Annotated in this window: 21 protein-coding genes; 4 read left to right on the top strand and 17 right to left on the bottom strand. The window is 37.3% G+C overall.

Translation table 11 applies throughout. The annotated features are described in order from the left end of the window. Nucleotides 1-6 precede the first annotated feature (6 nt). From NYE61_RS19740 to NYE61_RS19670, 15 genes are all read right to left on the bottom strand, one after another. Nucleotides 7-840, bottom strand: a complete 834-nt coding sequence (locus NYE61_RS19740; RefSeq protein WP_303447560.1) for an N-acyl homoserine lactonase family protein — start codon at nt 838-840, stop codon at nt 7-9. A 90-nt stretch (nt 841-930) separates the two neighbouring features. After that, a complete protein-coding gene (locus NYE61_RS19735) occupies nt 931-1,224 on the bottom strand; it encodes a zinc-binding dehydrogenase (RefSeq protein ID WP_303447606.1) in 294 nt (97 codons plus the stop codon). Nucleotides 1,225-1,448: 224 nt separating this feature from the next. Beyond that, nucleotides 1,449-2,828 (bottom strand): MmgE/PrpD family protein, encoded by a 1,380-nt coding sequence (locus NYE61_RS19730; protein WP_303447559.1) that lies wholly within the window; start codon nt 2,826-2,828, stop codon nt 1,449-1,451. A 194-nt stretch (nt 2,829-3,022) separates the two neighbouring features. Further along, entirely contained in the window at nt 3,023-4,621 is a 1,599-nt protein-coding gene (locus NYE61_RS19725) for an SLC13 family permease (protein WP_303447558.1), read from the bottom strand. Nucleotides 4,622-4,876: 255 nt separating this feature from the next. After that, on the bottom strand, nt 4,877-6,076 hold the full coding sequence (locus tag NYE61_RS19720; RefSeq protein ID WP_303447557.1) for an acyl-CoA dehydrogenase family protein: 1,200 nt from the start codon (nt 6,074-6,076) through the stop codon (nt 4,877-4,879). A 127-nt stretch (nt 6,077-6,203) separates the two neighbouring features. Continuing rightward, nucleotides 6,204-6,737, bottom strand: a complete 534-nt coding sequence (locus tag NYE61_RS19715) for a MaoC family dehydratase (protein ID WP_303447555.1) — start codon at nt 6,735-6,737, stop codon at nt 6,204-6,206. Between the two features lie 22 nt (nt 6,738-6,759). Continuing rightward, nucleotides 6,760-7,917: a CaiB/BaiF CoA-transferase family protein gene (locus tag NYE61_RS19710; protein WP_303447554.1), complete on the bottom strand. Its 1,158-nt coding sequence runs from the start codon at nt 7,915-7,917 to the stop codon at nt 6,760-6,762. 48 nt (nt 7,918-7,965) lie between these two features. After that, nucleotides 7,966-8,817, bottom strand: coding sequence for a CoA ester lyase (locus NYE61_RS19705; RefSeq protein ID WP_303447553.1), 852 nt, complete (start codon nt 8,815-8,817; stop codon nt 7,966-7,968). Between the two features lie 326 nt (nt 8,818-9,143). Further along, a complete protein-coding gene (locus NYE61_RS19700; RefSeq protein WP_303447552.1) occupies nt 9,144-9,797 on the bottom strand; it encodes a GntR family transcriptional regulator in 654 nt (217 codons plus the stop codon). 120 nt (nt 9,798-9,917) lie between these two features. Further along, nucleotides 9,918-11,330, bottom strand: coding sequence for a hypothetical protein (locus NYE61_RS19695; protein ID WP_303447550.1), 1,413 nt, complete (start codon nt 11,328-11,330; stop codon nt 9,918-9,920). A gap of 202 nt (nt 11,331-11,532) precedes the next feature. Beyond that, on the bottom strand, nt 11,533-12,324 hold the full coding sequence (locus NYE61_RS19690; RefSeq protein WP_303447549.1) for a putative hydro-lyase: 792 nt from the start codon (nt 12,322-12,324) through the stop codon (nt 11,533-11,535). Nucleotides 12,325-12,515: 191 nt separating this feature from the next. Beyond that, nucleotides 12,516-13,481: a biotin-dependent carboxyltransferase family protein gene (locus tag NYE61_RS19685; RefSeq protein WP_095310892.1), complete on the bottom strand. Its 966-nt coding sequence runs from the start codon at nt 13,479-13,481 to the stop codon at nt 12,516-12,518. Continuing rightward, the gene (locus NYE61_RS19680; protein WP_303447545.1) at nt 13,482-14,246 is read right to left on the bottom strand and encodes a 5-oxoprolinase subunit PxpA; all 765 of its coding nucleotides are present in this window, start codon (nt 14,244-14,246) and stop codon (nt 13,482-13,484) included. It abuts the gene before it with no gap. Between the two features lie 14 nt (nt 14,247-14,260). Continuing rightward, complete coding sequence (gene pxpB / locus NYE61_RS19675) at nt 14,261-15,010, bottom strand: 5-oxoprolinase subunit PxpB (RefSeq protein ID WP_339316389.1); 750 nt, start codon at nt 15,008-15,010, stop codon at nt 14,261-14,263. A gap of 97 nt (nt 15,011-15,107) precedes the next feature. After that, nucleotides 15,108-16,334: an NRAMP family divalent metal transporter gene (locus NYE61_RS19670; protein ID WP_095310895.1), complete on the bottom strand. Its 1,227-nt coding sequence runs from the start codon at nt 16,332-16,334 to the stop codon at nt 15,108-15,110. A 463-nt stretch (nt 16,335-16,797) separates the two neighbouring features. On the opposite strand from NYE61_RS19670, the gene NYE61_RS19665 reads away from it, so the two are divergent. Beyond that, nucleotides 16,798-17,313 carry a GbsR/MarR family transcriptional regulator gene (locus NYE61_RS19665; protein ID WP_095310910.1) on the top strand — a complete coding sequence of 172 codons (516 nt, stop codon included), beginning with the start codon at nt 16,798-16,800 and terminating at the stop codon, nt 17,311-17,313. A 169-nt stretch (nt 17,314-17,482) separates the two neighbouring features. On the opposite strand, the gene NYE61_RS19660 is transcribed toward NYE61_RS19665, so the two are convergent. Together NYE61_RS19660 and NYE61_RS19655 are read right to left on the bottom strand one after the other, a co-directional pair. Beyond that, nucleotides 17,483-18,649: a toxic anion resistance protein gene (locus NYE61_RS19660; protein ID WP_095310897.1), complete on the bottom strand. Its 1,167-nt coding sequence runs from the start codon at nt 18,647-18,649 to the stop codon at nt 17,483-17,485. Then, nucleotides 18,646-19,290 carry a 5-bromo-4-chloroindolyl phosphate hydrolysis family protein gene (locus tag NYE61_RS19655; protein ID WP_187393168.1) on the bottom strand — a complete coding sequence of 215 codons (645 nt, stop codon included), beginning with the start codon at nt 19,288-19,290 and terminating at the stop codon, nt 18,646-18,648. The genes NYE61_RS19660 and NYE61_RS19655 overlap by 4 nt, the downstream gene beginning before the upstream one ends. A 579-nt stretch (nt 19,291-19,869) precedes the next feature. On the opposite strand from NYE61_RS19655, the gene NYE61_RS19650 reads away from it, so the two are divergent. The 3 genes from NYE61_RS19650 (at nt 19,870) to NYE61_RS19640 (ending at nt 23,207) form a co-directional block, all read left to right on the top strand. Further along, a complete protein-coding gene (locus NYE61_RS19650) occupies nt 19,870-20,895 on the top strand; it encodes an ABC transporter ATP-binding protein (protein WP_095310901.1) in 1,026 nt (341 codons plus the stop codon). A gap of 291 nt (nt 20,896-21,186) precedes the next feature. After that, on the top strand, nt 21,187-22,206 hold the full coding sequence (locus NYE61_RS19645) for a dipeptide ABC transporter ATP-binding protein (protein WP_303447543.1): 1,020 nt from the start codon (nt 21,187-21,189) through the stop codon (nt 22,204-22,206). 5 nt (nt 22,207-22,211) lie between these two features. Next, a complete protein-coding gene (locus tag NYE61_RS19640; protein ID WP_303447542.1) occupies nt 22,212-23,207 on the top strand; it encodes a P1 family peptidase in 996 nt (331 codons plus the stop codon). The last annotated feature ends 4 nt before the right edge of the window (nt 23,208-23,211 follow it).

Genomic DNA, 23,211 nt, shown 5'->3' with positions numbered 1-23,211 from the left:
TGTGCGTTACTCATAAAAACCTTCTGTTGATTTAATAAACCTTCTGAATTGCTCCGAGTCATGTCCAAACCAGACTTGTGAATTGGTTCTTTCTGCATATTTCTTAATCTTTTCCACTGCGTTTAAATATCCAAGAGAATCATGGATAATTCCTGGCATTTTTACTGGTGGGCCATAGCTTTCTGATGTGTATACAGCATCAGATGCTAAAATAATCCCTCCCTCACCTGGCAATTCAATGTGCAACCCTAGTAAACCCCAAGCATGACCAGGACCAAAATTAAGGATTTTCATCCCTTTTGCAAGCTCTAATTCATCCTCATGCGGCATAACTGTTTTCCATGTTAAATCATTTGTAATCCATGCATTGACATCTGCCCAAATATAGGCCCCCATATCTTTAGTCATCGCATACTGCTTCATCGTGTTAGTGAGCTCTGTATCGTGAACGATAATAGTCGCATTCGTGAATAATTCTAAACATCCAGCATGATCTAAGTGTAGGTGAGAAGCAACTACATACTTAATATCTTCCGGTCTTATGTTTAATTGTTCTAACCGATTAATCAAGTAACAGGACTCATCCTGAAACGAAGGAAACATCTTTTGAATCCCTTCCGGCCAGCGACCTTCTTCACCCATTCCTTCTGGGTTACAGCCAGTATCAAAAAGAATTTTGCCTTCAGGATGATCAATTAACACAGCATATACTGGGAACTCAACAAACTCTGCAGGGGGATTTGGATTGTCCACACTCGCTGGATTATGCATCGCTATCATATAGTTTTTATCCATTTTCATCGTTCCTGTGTCCAATACATATAACTTCGGTTTGTTCATTTTTTTCCCTCCATTTATTATATTTTGACTAAACACCTAAATTTCACCAACTGTTGGAGTTAGAATTGCAAAATTAAATCCTATTAATCGTCACACCTCCCTCCATAACAATAATCCCCTCGTTACTTCTCTTGCCGAAGATCTGTCTAATGCTGGTTTTATGTTATCCAATGTAAATCCCGCATTAACTCCATTTGTTAAATCATGGATAGCTTTTGTAAGGTCTTCCAACGTTTCATAGTCATTAAGATTAATAGTATAATCTGCCTCAAATTTCTTTGCTTGTTGCGGTCGATCTTCTACTCCGTCTGAAACAATAATTGTTGTGCCTCCTTCTTTTACTAGAGCTGTAGCATTTAAACTAAGTCCTCCTGCTTCTTGAATAACAATAGATTGATTAAAAGTAATACATGACTTATCTAATTCAAAATAAACTTGTGATAATAACTCCTCATCTAAATTGTGTGTTAATATCCATCATCCCCTAAATTATAGCGCTTACATAAAATTGAATACAGTACACAATCCATCAGTTTACTGTTCATTCATATTATGTGGCATTATTTTTATCAATAAGTATTAAAAAGCCGATTTTTCAATCTCTTCCACTAACTTAAATAATTACTTTTTTCTAGTAATGGCATTTCCTGAAAAAACTTCATAATATCATCGATAGATTCAAGAGTTTCCAATGTCATTACCTGATTAACGATTGATTCACTTTCCACTGTTGGCAACCCTTTAGTAATCTCTAAAAATTTAGCAATTAGATCTTCTCTTGTTACAGGGTTTTCCGGATCACCTTTGGGACAATCTGTTTCCATTGTAATCTTTTCACCAGTTTTTAAAATGACTTCGATTGTTGCTCCCCATTTTTCAGGATAATTCTTGTCAATCGTTGGATCCACTTGTACCTCTACTTTCTCCATTACACTTCGAACATTCTTATCCCATAACGTCTTTTCATTAAAAGCATTAAGTCCGCCTTCTCCTTTAACGAGTGCTAGAGATGTACAAAATTGTATGCTGAATTTAGCTGCATATTCAGTTGTTGGGTTATCATTATCTGTTATATTAAGGGCAACCTGATAGGTTTTAACGACTACCTTTTGGATGGATTCCACTTCTATCGCTTTTTTCTTTTTCAAAGTTATCATTATATCCATCGCATGATGTGTATGACGACAGGATGCATGAATTTTAAAACCATTTTCCATAATTTTAAATTGTTCTCCAAGTCCTTTTGTTATCAATGATTCGTCATAGTTTTCACTCATCGCATTAAAAAAGCCACGATTACCTTCGAGAATTTTCCGTGCCCCTGTAAAGCCTTTTTCTGCTAGAAGTGAACTAATTACTCCGTTCATTGCTGCTTTTCCTGGGTGTAATTGCTTGGACATTGCTCCATCTTCAATAAATTCCCATAGTCCCGCAGCCTGTGTACCAGCACTACCTAAAGCATGTATTATTTGTTCTTCATTTAAATCCAATAATTTCGCTACAGCCGCTGCTGCACCAAAAGTTCCACAAGTTGCGGTATTATGCCAATAGTAATAATGCGATGGTGTAACAGCTTCACCAATTCGATAGCATACTTCATAGCCAATTGCGATAGCAGTTATTAATGCCTTCCCTGATAGATGTTTCCATTCAGCTATTGCAAAAGCTGCTGGAATCACAACAGTAGCCGCATGAATAATGGATGCTTTATGAATGTCATCTAACTCTACAATATGACTTGAAGCTCCATTTACAAAGGCTGCTTGAGCAACAGATGTTTTTCCACCAGTTATTAATGTAGCTTGCTGTGATCCTCCCATTTCAGATACGTAGGCATCAATGATCCGTATCGGTTCTTCCTCTGAACCAGCAATAGCCGAGCCAAAGTAATCTAAAATACATTGTTTTGTAAAATCCACAACCTCTTCTGGTAATCTGTCATAATTTGTGACCTTTACATAATTTGCAATTATTTTACTTAGTTCCACAAGCACACCTCCATTTTAGGTATCGTACCACTTCACTTAGACACTGATCTCGATTTGAAATAAACACATAGATAGTGCGCCTTCAATTACAGTTCAATTTTTTTGGATATTGTAATATTGGATACAATATATTGTAGCTTATATTCTTTATTTTGTAAATAATTTTACTTTTAATATTTTAAGACTTCTATCCTTTAAGGAATAATTATCAAATCGATATTCCAAACAACCGGAAGCCAGTATAACGTTGCAATTATTATAATGACTGCAGTAAAGATATTCATAGCAAACCCAACTTTTATCATATCCAAAATGGTAATTTTACCAGTTGAAAATATAATGGCATTAGGAGGTGTTGCAACTGGAAGCATGAAAGCCGCATTGGCTGCAAAAACACAGGAAATCATCAAAGCAAACGGGTGAAAATCTAATGCGATTGAAGCAGATGCCATGATTGGTAAAAGTATAGTGGCAGTAGCAGTGTTCGACGTTATTTCCGTTAATAATAAAACAAAGATAATGGAAATTGTAATCATCACCCACAACGACATGTCATCCATCATTAAAAAACTAGAACCAATCCACTCCGATAATCCAGATTCCTGGAATCCAGACGCAATTGCCAATCCCCCACCAAATAACAATAAAACACCCCAGGAAATGTTTTTGGAATCATCCCACTCCAAAATTCGTCTCCCTTTTTCTTTAGAGGCTGGAATAAGAAATAGAAGCACGGTTGCAAGAATAGCAATCATCCCATCCGTTAAAAATGGAAAGTAAGTATTCCAGATAAAGCCTCTTGTAATCCACATAAATGCGGTGAACAAAAAGATAGCGATTACAATTTTCTCTTCTCTTCCACTTTTTCCAAGTTGTTGTTTCTCCTTTGTAATTAAATCTTTACCACCGGGAATGGATTTAATTTGGAGAGGAAATGCAAAGCGGCTTAAATACAACCACGAAAAAAACATGATTAGAATCACGATTGGCATTGCAAATATCATCCAAACACCAAAGTTTATATCGATATTGAAAAATTGTTGCATTTGAGCCACAAGTACCATGTTCGGTGGGTTCCCAACAATCGTTGCCATTCCACCAACGGTAGCTGCATAGCAAATACTGAATAATAATGATTTTTCAAATTTGCGAATATCTGACTTCTCGTGATCTACTGAATTAACGTTTTTTAATTGTGCTACCAAAGCTAATCCCATTGGCATCATCATCATCGCTGTCGCTGTTGCTGAAATCCACATGGACAAGAATGCTGTGGCAAACATAAATCCAAATAATAAATTATTTGTTTTTGTACCCATCACTGTTAATATCAGAAGCGCTAAACGCTTATGAAGATTCCATTTTTCTAATGCAGCAGCAAGAAAAAATCCTCCTAAAAATAAAAATATAATGTCATTCCCATAGGAGGAAGTGACTTGGTTTGAAGTTATAGTACCAGTCATCGGCAACAACAGTATGGGCAGAAGTGATGTGACAGGAATCGGGATTGCTTCCGATATCCACCATGTAGCAACCCATAAAGTTACAGCAATGACAGATTTTCCTTCATAGGATAAACCAGGTGGTGAAAAGAACAACATAATCAATATAAATAGTGCTGGCCCTAATAAAAGACCAACTATTTTACTTGCAGGATATGTTCTTTTCGGTGATGGAGATTGATTGGTTGTAGGGTTTTGTATTTTTTGCTCTTGCATTATGATGTTAGGAGCTGCAGATGATGAACGTTCTACACTTACGCTTTTCATTAAGTTTCCAATAAAACGAATCATTTTTCCCTTCCTTTCAACATTTAGGATTAGATTAACACCGGCGGAAAACGCTTACTTTATTTGCCACTTAACAACAATCAGATATGTTTATTTTAATTGTTGAAGGTTTAATCATTATAGATTTATCGTTATGAGTAAGGTGAATTTGACTACATATCCGCTGTCAAAACGGCTTTGTATTTAACCCTGTGAATAATCGAAATTATTCACAGGGTTATTTCATTGTTGTCCATTATACATATGAATTTAATTATTTTAATAAGATCTCGGCATCCCAAGCACATGCTGTCCAATATAAGCCAAAATCATATTATTGTTCACCGGTGCCACCTGGTACATTCGTGTTTCCCTAAATTTCCGCTCCACATCATATTCATCTACAAATCCATTTCCTCCAAATGTATTGATACATACATTTGCGGCCTCCCAACTCGCCTCACTCGATAAAAGCTTTGCCATATTCGCCTCTTCTCCACAAGATTCGCCTTCATCAAACTTTGCAGCCGCTTCATATCGTAAAAGATCAGCTGCTTTTATCGATGCATAAGCTCGCGCAATCGGAAACTGGACTCCTTGATTTTGGCCAATTTTACGATTAAACACTTCTCGTTCACTGGCATATTTAACAGCTTTATCAATAAAAAAGTAACCGTCTCCAATTGTTTCAGCAGCAAGCAGTATTCTCTCTGCATTCATACCATCCAGCACATATTTAAAACCTTTTCCTTCTTCTCCGATGATACTATTGTGAGGGATTGCCATATCCTTATACCACACTTTATTCGTTGCATAATTGAACATTGTCCGAACAGGTTCAATCACAAGTGCTTCTGGTTGGCTCTGTCTTATTTCACGCAAGTCAACTAAGAAGAGACTAATGCCTTTTGACTTTTTCTCCACTTGCTCTAATGGTGTTGTTCTAGCTAGTAATAGCAATAAATCTGATTGTAAAATTCGACTAGTCCAGTTTTTATGTCCATTAATGATATAACCGTCTTTTGTTTTTTCTGCGAATGTTTGAATTCCGGTTGTGTTGGAGCCTGCTTCCGGTTCCGTTATTGAAAAAGCTTGTAAACGGATTTCTCCTTTAGCAATACCTGGTAAATATTTCTCCTTTTGTTCTGTGCTACCATGTCGTAAGAGAGCTCCCATCGTATACATCTGTGCATGACAAGCAGCTGCATGCCCCCCTGACCGGTGGATTTCTTCTAAAATAATTGTCGCTTCTGCTATACCATAACCTTTTCCGCCATATACTTGAGGAATTAATATAGATAAGTAACCAGCTTTTGTTAGCGCTTCAACAAATTCATAAGGATATTCACGTGGTACGTCTAATTTCCTCCAATATTCATTACCAAAGGATTGACATAATGCATGAACTTCTTCCCTAAGCTTCTTTCTTTCCTCTTTATTCAATTGAATTGGAGCACCTGTTTCTTTTATGTTAACCATATCGTTCATCCCCTTTTTTTCACAAAATAACGGAAGCATGCTATCATAGTTCACTACATCCTGCCCAAATGTGGTGTACTTTTAACACCTCATGCTATCTCCTAAATCCTTCATATTTAAAACCCACTTAATTGTTTGTTAAACCTTTTTCCTGTTCCAGCACTTTTTCTAATAATTTATTTTCCTTCATTGGTGCGTATTCTTTCTTGTAAATCATAAACGTACGTTTATAAGTAATCACAATTTCCGCTCGTTGGTTATAGCCGCTCGTTTTAACTTTGACGATGCCAACATTTGGTCTCGACTTCGATTCCCTTTTCTCAAGTACTTCTGAATAAGAATAGATAACATCTCCCTCGAATACAGGATTCGGCAGACGAATCTCATCCCAACCTAAATTTGCCATCGCATTCTGCGAAAGATCAGTAACCGACTGTCCGGTTACTAGAGCTAATGTAAATGTAGAATCTACCAATGGCTTACCAAATTCCGTTTGCTCTGAGTAATAGTCATCGAAATGAATCGGGTTTGTGTTCTGTGTTAGCAGCGTCATATAAATGTTATCTGTTTTCGTTACCGTTCTGCCCAATGGGTGCGGATAAATATCACCAATCTCAAAATCCCCATAAAATCGCCCATTCCATCCTTCTTTTACTCCCATTTTAACTCCTCCATTTCCTTTTCTAGTTCTTCAGCTCTTCTGGTGCTAGCCCTATTTCTTCTAAAATTTTATTTGTATGCTCACCAAGTTTCGGTACTGGCTTCATGACCGCATTTATGCCAGAAATCGTAGCAGGCGGCTTAAGTGCATAAATCTCTCCATTAGGTGTTTGAACCTGTTCCCAGCGTTTCCTTGCTGTTAACTGAGGGTGGTTAAAGAAATCTTTCATATTATTTAAACGTGCATTTGCGATTTTAGCTTTTTCTACTCTTTCGATTACTTGCTCGGAGGTAAGGTCTTCAAATGCAGTCTCAATAATCGCTTTCAGCTCGTAATTATTTGCAGACCTTTTTGAATTCGTTGCAAATCTTGGATCTTCAGTAAGAGCATTATCTTTAAGAACAAGCTCGCAAAAATGCTTCCACTCTCTCTCATTTTGAAGCCCAATAAACACTGTTTTACTATCGCCACATTGAAAAGGTCCGTACGGATAAATCGTAGCGTGACTAGCACCAGAACGCTTTGGCTCATCTCCTCCATATTCAGCATAATAGGCAGGATAGCCCATCCATTCTCCCAGTGCTTCGAGCATTGATACTTCGATAACCGTTCCTTCTCCAGTCTTTGTACGATTTAATAAAGCTGTCAAAACCCCTGTATACGCATACATTCCAGCAGCAATATCTGCAATCGAAATACCAGCTTTTGATGGTGTTTCTTCACTTCCGGTAATAGATACGAGACCAGCTTCACACTGAACTAATAAATCATAGGCTTTCTTTTGTTCATAGGGTCCATTTTTTCCATATCCTGATACACTGCAAACAATCAGCTTTGGGTATTTTTCTAATAATTCTTCGGGCTCAAAACCCATTCTCTCTAATGCACCTGGTGCAAGATTCTGTATAAGTACATCTGCTTTTTCAAGCAAACGGCTTAGTGCTTCTTTCCCTTCATCAGACTTCAAATCGAGTTCAATCGACTCCTTTGAACGGTTGCACCATACAAAATGACTGGACATCCCATTAACAGTAGAATCATAACTTCTTGCAAAATCTCCAACTGCTGGCCTTTCTACTTTAATCACCCTCGCTCCTAAATCTGCTAATTGTCGGGTGGCAAATGGAGCTGCAATTGCTTGTTCCAATGCAATAACAGTAACCCCTTCTAAAGGTAACATTTTGTTCCTCCTCCAATTTATTTCATGTCAATCCCTAATACTACGATGTTAGAATTCAACGTAGGAAAGTATTTTTTTAGCCCGTTCAGCAACAGGAACATCGATCATTTTTCCACCAAACTGAATAGCGCCTTCCCCTCTTTCTATAGACCGGTTATACAATGCCACAATTTTTTGGGCCTCTTCAATTTGTGCTGTAGTTGGGTAAAAAACCTCATTCACAACCTCAATTTGATTCGGATGAATAACAAGCTTCCCCTGAAACCCCAACTGTTTTGCAACTTGGGCTTCCTCTTCTAATCCTTTAATCTCTTGAAAATTTGTGTAAACAGAATCAATTGGTGCTTCCTTTCCTGCTACTCTGGAAGCAATCACCAATTTAGAACGAGCATACGTTAATTCAGGTTGCTGTCCTTTTTGTTCAATATTTAAATCGAGCATGAAATCTTCTGCACCAAAACAAAGACACAAAATTCGTTCACTCGCCTGAGCAATTTCATGGACATTATAAACCCCAAGGGCTGTTTCGATAAGTGGAATAATAGAAAAGGTGCCTTTTGCTAGGTTGTGTTTTCTTTCCAGTTGTCCAAGCAAATAATCTGCAATAATGATGTCATCCGCCCGGTTAACCTTAGGTAACATAATTCCTGAGAGATTCGTTTCTATAATTCCATTCAAATCATCCAAAAAATGCGTTGTAGCTAAAGCATTTACCCTTATAATGTTCATTTGCTTGTCAGCTTCTTTTATTGTCTTCTTAACTTTTATTCTGGAAGACTCTTTACTTTCAACTGGTACAGCGTCCTCTAAATCATAGATGATTACATCTGCTGGCAATTTATTTACTTTATTCAAATATTTTTCCTGATTACCAGGCACAAACAACCACGATCTATACAATTAATCTCCCTCCGTTCTTAACTCTTTTCTTGTAAGAAATAAAATTGATATTAAATCTTCAATAGGTACGATTACTTCTATGTTTTAAATCTTTATCGTAAACGCTTTCTATTTTAAATTTGAATACTGGATATTGGATACAATTTTAATCATAGTATAACATTCTGAATTTGTAAACACATTTTCTACCTTTTTTGAATTTTTATTCAAATACATCTTTGTTTGTCGGTCTGATAAATGTATATTGTAATCTACATCTTAAAACTAATCCTTAACAGATTAAATAAAACCCCCATCTAGTCAGAACTAAATGAGGGTACATCCTTTTATTTTTCTAGTGTAGTAAGCAATTCTTCACCAGTTCGGCGGATATGCTGCGCAAGAAAGTCTGCAGCGTTGTCAGCATCTTTTTCTTCAATTGCTTTTAAAATATTAGCATGCTCCTTATTTGACTTTTGAATTTGTCCTGGTATTATTTGCGGAGTGTCCAGTGCAAACCCATGGGAAACCGTTTCAATAAAGCTTAATAAACGGGAACTCTTACAACGGCTAACTAACACATCATGGAACTTGGCATTATAATCTACATACTCCTCATTTGATAAAGTTTGCAGCATCGATTGATGATATGCCGATAAAGCATCCATATCCGCTTTTGAAAAGTGCTCCATACTTTTCTTTAATGCTAATGCTTCTAACATGGATCGAAGTTCATATATTTCTTGAATATCTTCTTTTTTTATCTCACGAACCACTGCACCTTTATGTGGCTCCATAATTATAAGTCCCTCTAATTCTAATGTCCGCAATGCTTCTCTTATTGGCATGCGACTAACTCCAATTTGATCAGCCAGCTCTGTTTGTACAAGCCTTTCACCAGGCTTAAAATCCCCTTTCAAAATTGCTTGTCTTAATACGCTGCATACACGATTATGCAACATTTCTCTATCACCAATTCTTAAATTTATCTTGTCTGCCATAAAATTTTCCCCAATCTAAAAAATCCGGATATTGTATACAGTATTATAGCTAAGAAAGCGTTTAAATGAAAGTTTTTTACCTTCTTTAAGAATTCTACTAAACTATAAATAGATTAAAGACTACCCCAGATAAACCCTCACTTGCACATACCCCATCACTAACACATACAACACAACAGCAAACTTCCAATTAAATTGAATGCCATTTTTAAATCCACTTAATTGATTTTGTCCACTCAGCATAATAATTGGCATAATCACTGGCGATAGCAATATAGAAATAGAGCTTCCCAGCGTAATTGCCAATACAATTAACTCTGGAGGATATGGTAGGTGGATACTTTGTAATATACCAGCTACCAGAACCATTACCGTAAGAGGACCTAATGCTACAAAACCTAATAGGATTACCATAATCGGCAGGAAATACAATATATTCAAAAATGGCAGCATCTCTTGTAGAGAATAAATCCCATTCACGATAGAGTTCGCAAATTCAGTCTGATTAAGAGCAAAAATTAGAAATCCTGCTCCAAGCATGACACAAAGCTGATAGGATTGCTTTGCCATATCGGTTCTTACATAGCTTTTAGCTAAATCAAATAATTTGTTCATCCTACCTTTAATTATGTAGTAAACTACAATCCAGACCATAACGACCAATGGAATTAAAATAAGCAGCTCCATTGTTACTATAAAATTTAATATAAATATAGTGCCGAACAACGAAATAAACAGGATAATAAATTCTTTAACATTACGGTGCATCACCTTTTTATTTGAAGTATGGTTTAGAAGTTCTGCGATTTCAGTCTTTAATCCAGCCGTCAAGTTTACTCCATACTTTTTTTCTTCCGATTTTGAAAATAGTAGTGCGACAAAAATTCCACATATCGAGATGATTAATCCCTGAATAATAGAAATGCTTAGTGATGCATCCATTGTTTCAACAACATAAGCAAAACTTGGAATACTAATTACCCAAAGCACTGAAAGTGAGAATCCCCGCAGGAGAGCAGTTCCTTTAAAATGTTCCCACGCTTCTCCCTTTTCATCTTTTAAAATCATATTTACAAATTGATACATCATCGTAATCGAGCCGAACAGTAAAAAATAAGCAATAACTTGTGTAAAAGAGATCATACCAAAGTAAAATTTGCGACTAGTATTCAAAAAGCGATGTCCAAATCCCATAATTGCTTCCAAAAATGGCTCTTCTCGTAGCACCCAGCTAATCATTGGTACAATGACAAGGAGCCCAATGATATTTCTCATTTGTAAAAATCCGCTCCAAAATCCTTCTACTAAAGAAGTTTTAGAGAAAAATAGAATCATAAAACCAATAACAAACAATGAAGATGGCATTTTTATTTTTGGTGGTGTGTACTTGACCACCGTAAACACAAAAACTCCGATTCCACTAATGGAAAGGATTCTTAACAGCCATTCATTATCATAAAAATATGTGACGAAATGCAAAACAGTAAACGTTATAATAGAAAGCGTCAAACACCAGTTTGTCAGATTTTTCATTGTAATATCCCCTAGACAACATGTTAACCTTATTCTTCCATAGTTCCGTCAATTCGTCTATAGATTACAGTATGGACAACCGTCATTTCAACTTGTTCCTCCAGACGAAATTTTACTAGTAAACCAATTTAGGCATAATAAAAACTGCTTATCTTGATTAATATCCAAGATAAGCAGTATAAAAATGTAGAAATGTTTCAGACTAAATCACTGCATGTTCTTCATCTTTAACATCCGTTATAAACATATGTCCAGGTGCATGGGTAATTACTAATTCGGGTTTACTTGCCATAACTGCTGCCTGTGGAGTTACACCACACCCCCAAAATACAGGCACTTCATCTTCATGAATTGTTACAGCATCCCCGAAATCCGGACTATCAATTGCGTCGATTCCGATTAAGCTCGGATCACCAATATGGATCGGTGCACCATGGACAGAAGGAAAACGCGAAGTAATTTGTGTTGCTCGAATCGCTTCTGCAGGCTTCATCGGACGCATGCTTACGACCACTGGTCCTTCAAATATACCAGCTGGTTCACAAGCTATGTTTGTTTTGTACATGGATACATTTCGGCCTTCCTCAATATAACGAATTGGAATACCATTTTCGAGCAGCGGTTTTTCAAATGTAAAACTGCAGCCGATAAGAAATGAAACAAAATCATCTTGCCAATAAGAAGTTATATCTGTAACTTCCTCAGCAAATTCTCCATTTCGATAAATTCGATATCTTGGAAGATCTGTTTTTAAATCACCGTCTGGCGCAGTCTTATGTGGTATAGATGAGCCGACATCCGTAACTTCTATTAGCGGACAGGTTTTAGGGTTTCGCATACAGAACAATAGAAAGTCATAAGCGTATTTTTTCGGTAAAATCACTAGATTGGCCTGTGTGTAACCAGGTGCGAGTCCTGTCGTCGGCTTTGTCCAATCTCCTTTGCGAATCATCTTTCGAATTTCATTTACTTGTTCATTCGTATCATTAACCACTTAAACACTTCCTTTTTATTCAGTTTACAAATTTAAGATTTTTAGATTTACAACTAGTACATCTATGTCAATCTTAATTCGATTTACAAGATGCCTCTGCTTTCCGTGCCATGGTGATTAATACGAGCAGGAAGAATGAGGCATCTTATTCTGTTAAAATCAATTTCATTCTTGACAACCATCATTATTTTCTATCCAATAACTCCTGCTCCCAAACTCAAGCATCTTAACAAACGTTCACGTTTCACATAAAGCAATTGTGCTTCTTCCACTTGGACTGTCTCAAATCGCAATTCACTGCCAGTATATTTCTGAGCTACAAATGGCAGGTCAACAGAAATAACAGTCCCTATCCTTGTATATCCACCGGTTGTTTGGCGATCAGCTAGTAGAACAATGGGCTGTCCACTTGCAGGAACTTGAATCGTTCCAGAAAGCACGGCATCGGATAAAATATCTGCTCCATGCTTATGAGTGAGCTCTTCCCCTTCTAACCTGTATCCCATCCGGTCAGATTGCGTGGATACTTTATAGCTGGATGATAAAAATTGCTCGATGGAACTTTCCGCAATCGCTGCTTGATCTGGTCCAAGGATAACACGAACTTTTTCTACATTTTTGTAATTTGGTACGTATGTGGGAGATAATCCCCTACCAGACACACTTTTTAAAGAGAAACTGAATGGACTGCTAGCTAAGTGATCTCCCTTTTGTAAATATCTTCCTTTAAAACCACCTATCGCGGCTTTCGTATAAGTAGATTTACTTCCCATTACAACAGGAGTATCTATACCACCTGCGACGGCAATATAAGCATATGCTCCGTCTTTTGGTTGTCCAAAGGTGATAACTTGTCCCTTTCTAACAGAAAATGATTTCCATACCGGGAGCAGTTCCCCATCTAGCTTGGGTGATAAATCTGCACCACAAATAGCAAGTACAGTATCCTCAAGTATTCGGAGTTCCGGTCCCATAATCACAATTTCAATTCCTGCTGCTTCTCGAGGGTTACCTACTAAGATATTTCCAACCTGTAACGCGAAGCTATCCATTGCTCCTGATACAACAACGCCAAATGCCTGAAACCCAGTTCTTCCAAGATCTTGTACAGAGGTTGCTAGACCTGGCTTTACAACTTCAATAATTGTATTACTCATTTACTTCCCTACTCTTTTTATGATAATTCCGTTCTCCGTTAATGCTGTACATAAACGTTTAGCAAACTCCAGCGACTTTGGTTCGTCCCCATGAATGCAAATAGTATCTGCATTGATTGCTATATCTGAGCCATCAACCGCCTCTACTTTGCCATCCTTTACCATCCGAATGACACGGCTAACTGCTTCGTTTGCATCCTTAACCATCGCATTTTCAAGCGTTCTTGATGTTAGTGAACCATCCGGCTGATACGTGCGGTCAGCAAAAACTTCTTCAGCAACAGGCAATCCTGCTTTTTCCCCAGCTTTGACTAACTCACTTCCTGCTAGACCATATAAAATAAGTTTCGGGTTAATTGCATAAACTGCTTCAGCAATAGCTTGGGCAATTTCTGGATCTTTTCCGGCCATGTTATACAACGCCCCATGTGGTTTCACATGATTCAATGCATTTTGATTAATATGGGTAAAAGCTTGAAGCGCTCCAACCTGATAAATCATAAGATTATAGACATCTTGCGGATCTATTTTCATTGGACGACGACCAAACCCAATTAAATCCAAAAGGCCAGGATGAGCACCAATTCCTAGCTTTTTCTCTGTCGCCATTTTTACCGAGTGTTGCATTACATTATAATCTCCAGCATGGAAACCACATGCAATATTGGCAGAAGAAATATAGTTCATCACTAAATCATCCATGCCAATTTTAAATGCTCCAAAGCTTTCTCCTAAGTCACTATTTACGTCAACAAAATAGGTCACGTGCTAAAACCTCCCTATTCTATGAATGTTTCTACATAAGGAATATACGTTCCTGCATTCACTTCTTTCTCAATCACTTCATATTCTTCAACATCAATTGGTTTAAAACGAATATAATTACCTGCTCGCAAAAGAATTGGAGACGAGCTGTTCGGATCATATAATTTTATAGGTGTTCTTCCAATAATTTGCCAGCCACCAGGCGATTCAAGTGGATAAATTCCAGTCTGCTCACCTGCAATCCCTACAGATCCAGCCGGAATTGCAGCACGAGGATTTTCAAGCCTTGCTGTTGCAATTTCCTTGGACATCCCCCCAAGATAAGCAAATCCTGGGATGAATCCCATCATATAAATTAAATAGTCCCCACTTGAATGAGTGGAAATCACTTGCGATTCATCGAGGTTATGAAGACGAGCAACTGCTGCTAGGTCAGGTCCCATCTCCCCTCCATAACAAACTGGAACATGCATGATTTCTGCAGGTGGAAGCTCCATATCTGAAAGCCTGTTTTGCAACTTCTCCATTTGAGTTACTAATGCACTATAGAAAATCGTGTATGGATCGTACACAACCGTAATCGCTGTGTACGTTGGAACCCACTCAATTACACCCGGTATTCCTTCTTTCTCTAATAAAATACAGAAGCTGCGAATTTGTTGGTTTATATCTTTTGATATATGGTCACCAAACTGAATCCGTAGACCTGTATCCCCAAAAGCACTTATTTGAAACATACGTATCCCACCATTAAAATTAATCATTATTAGAGGTTGTTCAAAAAGTCTATCCTCCTTTTTGAACACGCACTATTATATATAAAAAACAAAGTTATATCTTAAAAAATATTACTGCGCAACATTAGAAAAGTTGCGGCAATGTTTGAATTAGTGTTCTAATTCCAAGGAACGTTGTCAGCACTACTATAATTATACCAAAAACAGTCAACCAGACAGGATGTTTATAATCACCGACAATTTTTGTATTATGTGCAGCAAGCAGAATAGACCCTAATGTCAATGGTAAAATTAAACCATTTACAGCACCAGCAAACACGAGCAATGTAACAGCTTGGCCAATAAACACAAAAATGAGGGTTGATAATAATATAAACCCAATTATCCAATAACGATAATATTGATCAATTTTTTCGTGGAATGTGCGTAAAAATGATACAGATGTGTATGCTGCACCAATAACTGAGGTAATTGCCGCAACCCAGAGTACAAGACCAAACATACGATAGCCAAATTCACCTGCAGCATATTGAAATACAGTTGCAGCAGGATTATCCGGATCTAAAGATACACCGGCTGAAACTACCCCAAGTACTGCTAAAAACAGTAAAATTCGAATCGCAGAAGCAATTAGAATTCCCATGACGGATGTTCGATTTACTTCAGGAATACTTTCCTTCCCAGAAATACCCGCATCTAATAATCGATGCCCACCAGAGAATGTTATGTATCCTCCAACTGTACCACCAACAATTGTGATAATTGCGTATACATCAAGCTCCAAAGGAACAAAGGATCGGTAAATTGCTTCACCAACCGGTGGTTGACTCACAAACATTACATAAGCAATAAGGATAATAAGCAATGCCCCAAGCCATTTTACAATTTGATCCATAGCAGCTCCTGCTTCTTTTGATAAAAACACAAAAATAGCAATTCCCGCCGTAATGACAGCACCAATTCTCGGATCGATTCCTAGCATTGCATTAATACCTAGACCTGATCCACCAATATTTCCAATATTGAAGGCAATTCCACCAATTACAATAAATATTGCTACAACGAAGCCTAAGCCAGGTAAAACTGCATTGGCAATCTCCTGACCACGCATCTTCGAAACCGTAATTATTCTCCAGACATTTAACTGCGCACCGATATCTAATATGATCGAAGCTAAAATAACAAAGCCGAAACTTGCCAATAGTGCTTCTGTAAAATACGCTGTTTGTGTTAAAAAACCTGGCCCAACTGCTGATGTAGCCATTAGAAAAGCAGCACCAATTAACGAATTTCTCCTGCTTTTCTTGTCTTTCTCTGTCATCACATGATGACCTCTATTTTTATCTGTCATGATGTCACACTCCTATGTTGAAATACCCCAGATTGATTGTCAATTATCGAATGAAATGAAGAAAGATTTTATTATTATAGCACAAAACGTATTTTTGATAACTTTTGAACTAATTATTCCCATCAAGAAATTATAAATTCTATGCTCACAGCAGAAGATAACTCACTTTCAATTACCTATCATGAGCATGTATATATTTCAAAAATGAGGAAACCTAGATGTAGATATTCTAACAGTGATTCAATATCTAAAATAATAATTTTACAAACTGGATAAAATGTAAACTTTTTATATACAATAAGATTATAATTAGTATAAGCTAAACTTTTCTAATGTATCCTTACATTTACTCTATTTTACACTCTATTATTAGAGTTTAATTTTTTAACATTCTGTGGTAAAGTGGCTTAATAAAGTTGATAATTGGTAGGTGAGCCTATTGGAAGAAAAGGCATCTTTAAAAATGATGCAAATTGAAGATAAATTTATTGAAAATATCGCGGATAATATGCGGATGTATGGGATTTCTACAACTGTGGGCAGGGTGCTAGGCATCATATATATTAATCGAAATCCGATGACATTGGACGAACTATCTGAAGCTACTGGAATGAGCAAAACGAGAATGAGTCAAGTCGTTCGTGAAATGGTCGATCATAATATTGCCGAGAAGGTATTTGAAAAAGGGGTTCGCAAAGACATTTATAATGTGGAGCAGGATTATTACCAGACCTTTATTTCTTTATTTACATCCGGTTGGCAGCGTGCAATTAAGCGGAATAGGTTAGTTGGTAAAAAGTTATCTGCCGAATTAGCAAACCTCCTTGAAAACGAAACAATAAATGAAGAAACAGAAGCAAAAATTAATGATTTGTTAAGTGAAACAAAAGAATGGTTAAACTATTATGACTGGCTTCATCGTTTAGTGGAGTTTTTTGATAGCGGAGAAGTATTTAATCATGTCCCCAAAGAGAAATAATTGTTAGATAGGTTTTTTCAGAACTAAATTAAAGATTCAGGATATCTAAAAACGGTTTTTCTATATATCATCCAATATTTCCCAAACAAAAGCTGTTGATTTTGATTAAAACCAACAGCTTTATTTAAAGGATTTAACGCAATTGAGGGTTCTCCAGCTCACAAATGTGTTATCGCAATTCTAATAACTTCTGCTTTAGTTCTTCCTCCATGCCAATCAACTCTTGCTCTGCTTGATTGCGCTTCGCACGTCCTTCTGTTTGAATTTGAATCGTTTCTTCAATCGTAGAAACTAAATGCTCCTGTGTCTGCTTCAACGTATCAATATCAACAAGTCCGCGTTCATTCTCTTTGGCTGTTTCAATCGTATTTGTTTTTAACATTTCCGCATTTTTCAGCAAAAGTTCATTCGTTGTTTTCGATACTTGTTTTTGCGCTTCTACCGCGTTGCGCTGACGTAACAGCGTTAATGCAATCGCAACTTGATTTTTCCATAACGGAATAGCTGTTAAGATAGATGATTGAATTTTTTCAACAAGTGCTTGATTTGTATTTTGAATCAAACGAATTTGCGGAGCAGTTTGCATCGTAATTTGTCTGCTTAATTTTAAATCATGCGTCCGTTTCTCCAAACGATCAGCAAATTGCATGAGATCATTCACTTCTTGAAAATCCATTTGGCTTTGATTAATTTCTGCTTTTTGCTTTAATTCCGGAATTAATTTGGTTTCCAGTTCTTCCAGCTTTACTTCACCGGCGGCAATATATATATTCAATGCGTCATAATAATCTCTGTTTTGATCAAAAAGCTGTTCCAGCATGCCATTATCAGTAATCAATGCATCCTTGCTTCGATCTAGTTTCACTCGAATACGATCGATTTGAGCACCTGTCTTTTGATATTTTGATAAAATCTCATTTACCGTACCAGAAATTTTACCAAACATTCGAGAAAGCAAGCCACGTTTTTCTGGTCGAAGCTCGTCTGGATTAACTTGCTCAAGCTTCTTCATTAAATCACTTAAAATGGAACCGATCTCGCCAACATCCTGTTTTTGCACGTGCTCTAGCATTCCATGCGAAAAATTCAATAGTTTTGATTGTGCCTCTGTTCCATATTGTGCAATCGACCCGTTATTTTTCGGATCAATTTGTTCTGCCAATTGTATTGCTCTTGCTTGATTTTCTTTCGATAACGTATGAATCAACTTCTCAGGCTTGTCTGCATTTTGCTGTGCTAAAGTTTCTGATGAGGAGTATTTAGACTCTCCCCCAAATGGGTTTGCTAATATATCATCAATTGCTTGTGAAGCTTTATGTTGATTGTGTTCACTCATTTCATCATCCCCTTGTTGTTCTTATTCATCCGATGAATGGACTGCTTTGCAACATCAAGTTCGAATTGTAACGTATCCATATCATCATTAAGCATAACATGTAAATCTTTTTTTATCGTTTCTCCAAGCGTTGTAATTGTTTGACGTGTTTGTCTTAGCGAGCTTTCCATTTCTCTGGTTTTAGCAGGCTGTGTTGCCAAAAAAGCGTATTTTTCTGCTAGCTCTACAAGAGAGTCCAAATGATTATAGAAAAATCCTTCTGCTTGATAAAAACGATTAGGATCCCGCTTTGCATTTATATATATTTTTTGAGCTGTACGGGCAATTTCCAAATTTCGTTTGGCATCCTGCAGTGAGCGAACACGAAATAACGCTTTTTGCAAACGGGAAATCTTTTGCTTTGCTTCTTTTAAGTTTGTTTCGATAAATTTGTATTCTCTTCTTGTCAACCCATTTCTTTTCACATACCGATAATCCAAAATTTGCTTGGAAGTAATGAAAAATACAATACCTCCCCCTAATGCGATCAAACTTGATAATAAAAAGGTTTGACTAAAAGCGAAAAAGCTAACAAGCCATGTTAATATCGTACCAGTAAAACCAAGCATGGATTGAATAATAAATTGTAAAAACGCCCTCAAATCCATCAACTCCTATTCGAAATTCCTCTATACAAGTTCAAAAAGGTCATGTCATTCTCCCCAGACTTTTTGAACTACCATTAAAGTCAATTATTAAATAAAATCATTCTCCTACCATTATACTATTACGATAAAGACTCGCAATAGGTTTCAATTTTTTTATGTTCGAACTAAAGTATGATCAAGTTTTGACGAAGGTTTTAGTACTAAACTATTTAAAACAAACATCATACAAAAGGTCAATACATATCGCTGCACACTTTACAAAATGTCTAATGAAGCAACTGTAATTATCCACTATAATTCATATATCCAAATATTTAGAATTAATGTTCAAATACCATAAAATGGTAACGTTTTCAAAAAATATCAGTATTCTTCTTTAGGCTAGTAGATTAGCGAAAATAGTGCATGCGGTAAATAAAGGATACACATATAGCTATTGAAATTTACATCTATATCATTTATCTTATATAATAATATCTGAATATTATTTAATTTGTTTTTGGGGCTAATGTTTCGAAAAGTCATATTTAAACAGACGCTGCGTTGCAATTCTTAAATGAATGAGGTGGTAGTATGAAACAACTAGGGACAGAGAAACTTCTCGAAGTAAAGGATCTAAAAGTTAATTTTGAAGTTGGCCACAATAAAATTGCAAAGGCAGTTGATGGTGTTAGTTTTTTCATAAATAAGGGAGAAACGGTAGCATTAGTTGGCGAATCAGGTAGCGGAAAAAGTGTTACTTCTCTTTCCATTATGCGACTAATTCCCATTCCACCTGGGAAGATAGTAGGTGGTTCGATTGAACTGGATGGGCAGGATTTACTTAGCTACACTGAAAAAAGAATGAGAAAGGTTCGTGGTGAGGACATCGGCATGATTTTCCAAGAACCCATGACATCCCTCGACCCTGTCTTTCGGATCGAAAACCAGTTGATAGAATCTATTATATACCATCAACGTATCTCTAAAAAAGAAGCGAAACAACGTGCACTGGAGTTATTAAAACTTGTTGGGATTGCAAATCCAGAAAAAGTATTACACGAATATCCTCATCAGTTATCCGGTGGAATGCGCCAACGCGTCATGATTGCCATTGCAATGTCGAATAATCCAAAATTGCTCATTGCTGATGAGCCAACAACTGCCCTAGATGTAACTGTTCAAGCACAAATTCTAAAATTAATGCTTAAAATGAAAGACACGTTTAATTCTTCAATTTTATTAATCACGCACGACATGGGGGTTGTAGCAGAAACTGCTGATCGCGTGTTAGTCATGTATGGTGGTCAGATTGTTGAGGAAGCGCAAGTTAAAGAATTATTTTTAAATCCAAAACATCCGTACACAGCAGCCCTGCTTCGAACAATTCCGAGCTTGGAACAAAATATGCGAAGATTACCTTCCATTCCTGGAAACGTTCCCCCTGCACATAAATTTCCAAAAGGCTGTCGCTTTGCTGACAGATGCGAGTTTGCAATGGATATTTGCAAAGAGGTTGCTCCAGCATTAGACAGTATATCAGATGGACATCAGGTCCGTTGCCACCTCCATGTGAACAAAAGCGGAAGCGCCCGGATAGCGACGTACGGACTGGACTGAACCGGAGGAGATAAAGGAAACATGCCCCCGTAAGGGGTATGCCGATGTTAGGCTTTAGCCTGATTTTAGTCGGCCATCCTTTTACTTGGAGTTGATGTTGACTTTCACCACAAGGGTATAAGTGCGACTAAGCCTCTGGCACGGCCAGTCGGCAAGTCTTCTGTATCGTACGGAGGTGAGGGAAGTCTCGCTAGTCGCTGGGCGCTGGAGCCGGACTAGGCTATTCCGGTACATGAAGTAATTCAGTCATATTTTATACTTTCTTCCAGCACGCGAAAGGAGGACAAGCAGTTGACGAAAAAACAAGAAGTATTACTGGAAGTATTTAACTTAAAAACTTATTTTCCAGTGAAGGCAAATAAAATTGGAAAAAAGCCGGTATTAAAAGCAGTTGATGATATCTCACTTACCGTTTATAAGGGAGAAACACTCGGTATTGTTGGAGAATCCGGATCTGGAAAATCCACATTTGGCCGTACAATTTTAAGGCTGGTTGAGCCAACCGAGGGTGAAATTATTTTCGAAGGTCAGCATATTGAAAACTTAAAACCAAAGGAATTGCAGGTAATTCGAAATCAGATGCAAGTGATATTTCAAGACCCCTTTGGATCACTCAATCCCAGAATGAGAATTGAGGAAATCATTGAAGAACCGATTAAAATGCATACAAGATTATCAAAATCAGAAAGAAAAAGCAGAATAAAAGAATTGATTGAAAAGGTTGGTTTATCGGAGGAAGCATTAAAAAAGTTCCCCCACGAATTTTCGGGAGGCCAGCGCCAACGTATTGGCATTGCTCGAGCACTTGCTATTAACCCAAAATTTATCATTGCAGATGAACCAGTAAGTGCTCTTGATGTTTCCATTCAATCTCAAGTTTTGAATCTGATGATGGATTTACAGGATGAGTTTCACTTAACTTACTTATTTATCTCCCATGATTTAAGTGTCATCAAACACATCAGTGATCGAGTAGCTGTCATGTATTTAGGAAGAATTGTAGAAATAGGGACGAAGGAATCTATTTATAAGAACCCACTGCATCCTTATACAAAAGCACTGCTCTCGTCTATACCTGTTGTTGATTTTGAGAATAAACGAGAAGAAATTATGATTTCTGGTGAATTGCCAAGTCCAGTAGATCCACCAGTTGGCTGTGCTTTTCACACGAGGTGTCCGTTCGCAATGGATATATGCAGAGAGAAACGCCCACAACTACAGGACATCAATGCAGAGCAGCAAGTAGCATGCTTTTTATATAAGAAAGAAGAAACAAAAGAAAATGATCCATATCATACAATTGAAGTTTAAGGGTGATGAATTTGCTGAAATATCACAATATCACAGATGTTCCCGGTATCAAAGTAGGCAATGTAGAGGATATAGACGCATTAACTGGTTGTACCTCCATTATAGCTGAGTACGGCGCTAGTTGCGGTGTGGATGTCCGTGGTTCTGCTCCAGGCACAAGAGAAACGGATGCACTTGATCCCATTAATGCAATTCAAGAAGTGCATGCAATTTGCTTAGCTGGCGGGAGTGCTTACGGTTTAGAAGCAGCGTCTGGGGTTATGCAGTATTTAGAGAAGGAAAATATTGGATTTAACGTTGGCGTTGCAAAAGTGCCAATTGTTCCAAGTGCTGTTATTTTTGATCTTAATATTGGAGATTCCAACGTTCGACCTAATCTCCAAATGGGCTATGAATCTGCTAAAAAAGCTAGAGTTGGGGATTTTCCTCTGGGTAATGTTGGCGCCGGCTGTGGAGCAACAGTGGGAAAACTAGCTGGTCCTGAAAAGGCAATGAAATCAGGGTTAGGTAGTTCATCCCTTGCGGGTGCTTCTGATTTAATTGTCGGAGCAATTGTTTCTGTAAATGCCGTGGGAGATATCAAAAATCCGGATACAAATACAATACTTGCCGGAGCTTGGGACCCCGATGCGTCTATATTCATCAATTGTAACGACTACATAAAACAGAACCAGACACATCAAGCCCAGCCAGGAGCAAACACAACCATTGGAGTTGTTGCAATGAATGCAAAACTAACAAAAGCTGAGGCTAAGAAGATTGCTAGCCTTACACAAAATGCTTTAGCACGAACAATATTCCCTGTTCACACAATGTTTGATGGCGATACTATTTTTGTGTTGGGAACAGGAACGAAGAAATATCCAGTGGATTACTTAGGTGCACTTGCAGCTGAATCAATGGAACAGGCAATTGTAAAAGCTGTTAAAGCAGCAGAATCTATTAATCATATGGAAAGTTATACTAGTTTACAAGAGAGAAAAATAGAAATATCTGGTTAACAAC

The organism is Oceanobacillus sp. FSL W7-1304 (assembly GCF_037969805.1).
Lineage (GTDB): Bacteria > Bacillota > Bacilli > Bacillales > Amphibacillaceae > Oceanobacillus > Oceanobacillus profundus.
The sequence above is the reverse complement of the archived record's forward strand: the minus strand, read 5'-3'. Positions and strand labels throughout refer to the sequence as shown.

Coding starts and splice junctions, on each gene's coding strand:
- NYE61_RS19660 (WP_095310897.1), bottom strand. CDS start 18,649: ATGAGTGAACACAATCAACATAAAGCTTCACAAGCAATTGATGATATA.
- NYE61_RS19740 (WP_303447560.1), bottom strand. CDS start 840: ATGAACAAACCGAAGTTATATGTATTGGACACAGGAACGATGAAAATG.
- NYE61_RS19700 (WP_303447552.1), bottom strand. CDS start 9,797: ATGGCAGACAAGATAAATTTAAGAATTGGTGATAGAGAAATGTTGCAT.
- NYE61_RS19685 (WP_095310892.1), bottom strand. CDS start 13,481: ATGAGTAATACAATTATTGAAGTTGTAAAGCCAGGTCTAGCAACCTCT.
- NYE61_RS19640 (WP_303447542.1), top strand. CDS start 22,212: ATGAATTTGCTGAAATATCACAATATCACAGATGTTCCCGGTATCAAA.
- NYE61_RS19650 (WP_095310901.1), top strand. CDS start 19,870: ATGAAACAACTAGGGACAGAGAAACTTCTCGAAGTAAAGGATCTAAAA.
- NYE61_RS19670 (WP_095310895.1), bottom strand. CDS start 16,334: ATGACAGATAAAAATAGAGGTCATCATGTGATGACAGAGAAAGACAAG.
- NYE61_RS19710 (WP_303447554.1), bottom strand. CDS start 7,917: ATGTTACCTTTAGAAGGGGTTACTGTTATTGCATTGGAACAAGCAATT.
- NYE61_RS19720 (WP_303447557.1), bottom strand. CDS start 6,076: ATGGTTAACATAAAAGAAACAGGTGCTCCAATTCAATTGAATAAAGAG.
- NYE61_RS19715 (WP_303447555.1), bottom strand. CDS start 6,737: ATGGGAGTAAAAGAAGGATGGAATGGGCGATTTTATGGGGATTTTGAG.
- pxpB (WP_339316389.1), bottom strand. CDS start 15,010: ATGATTAATTTTAATGGTGGGATACGTATGTTTCAAATAAGTGCTTTT.
- NYE61_RS19725 (WP_303447558.1), bottom strand. CDS start 4,621: ATGATTCGTTTTATTGGAAACTTAATGAAAAGCGTAAGTGTAGAACGT.
- NYE61_RS19665 (WP_095310910.1), top strand. CDS start 16,798: ATGATGCAAATTGAAGATAAATTTATTGAAAATATCGCGGATAATATG.
- NYE61_RS19695 (WP_303447550.1), bottom strand. CDS start 11,330: ATGAAAAATCTGACAAACTGGTGTTTGACGCTTTCTATTATAACGTTT.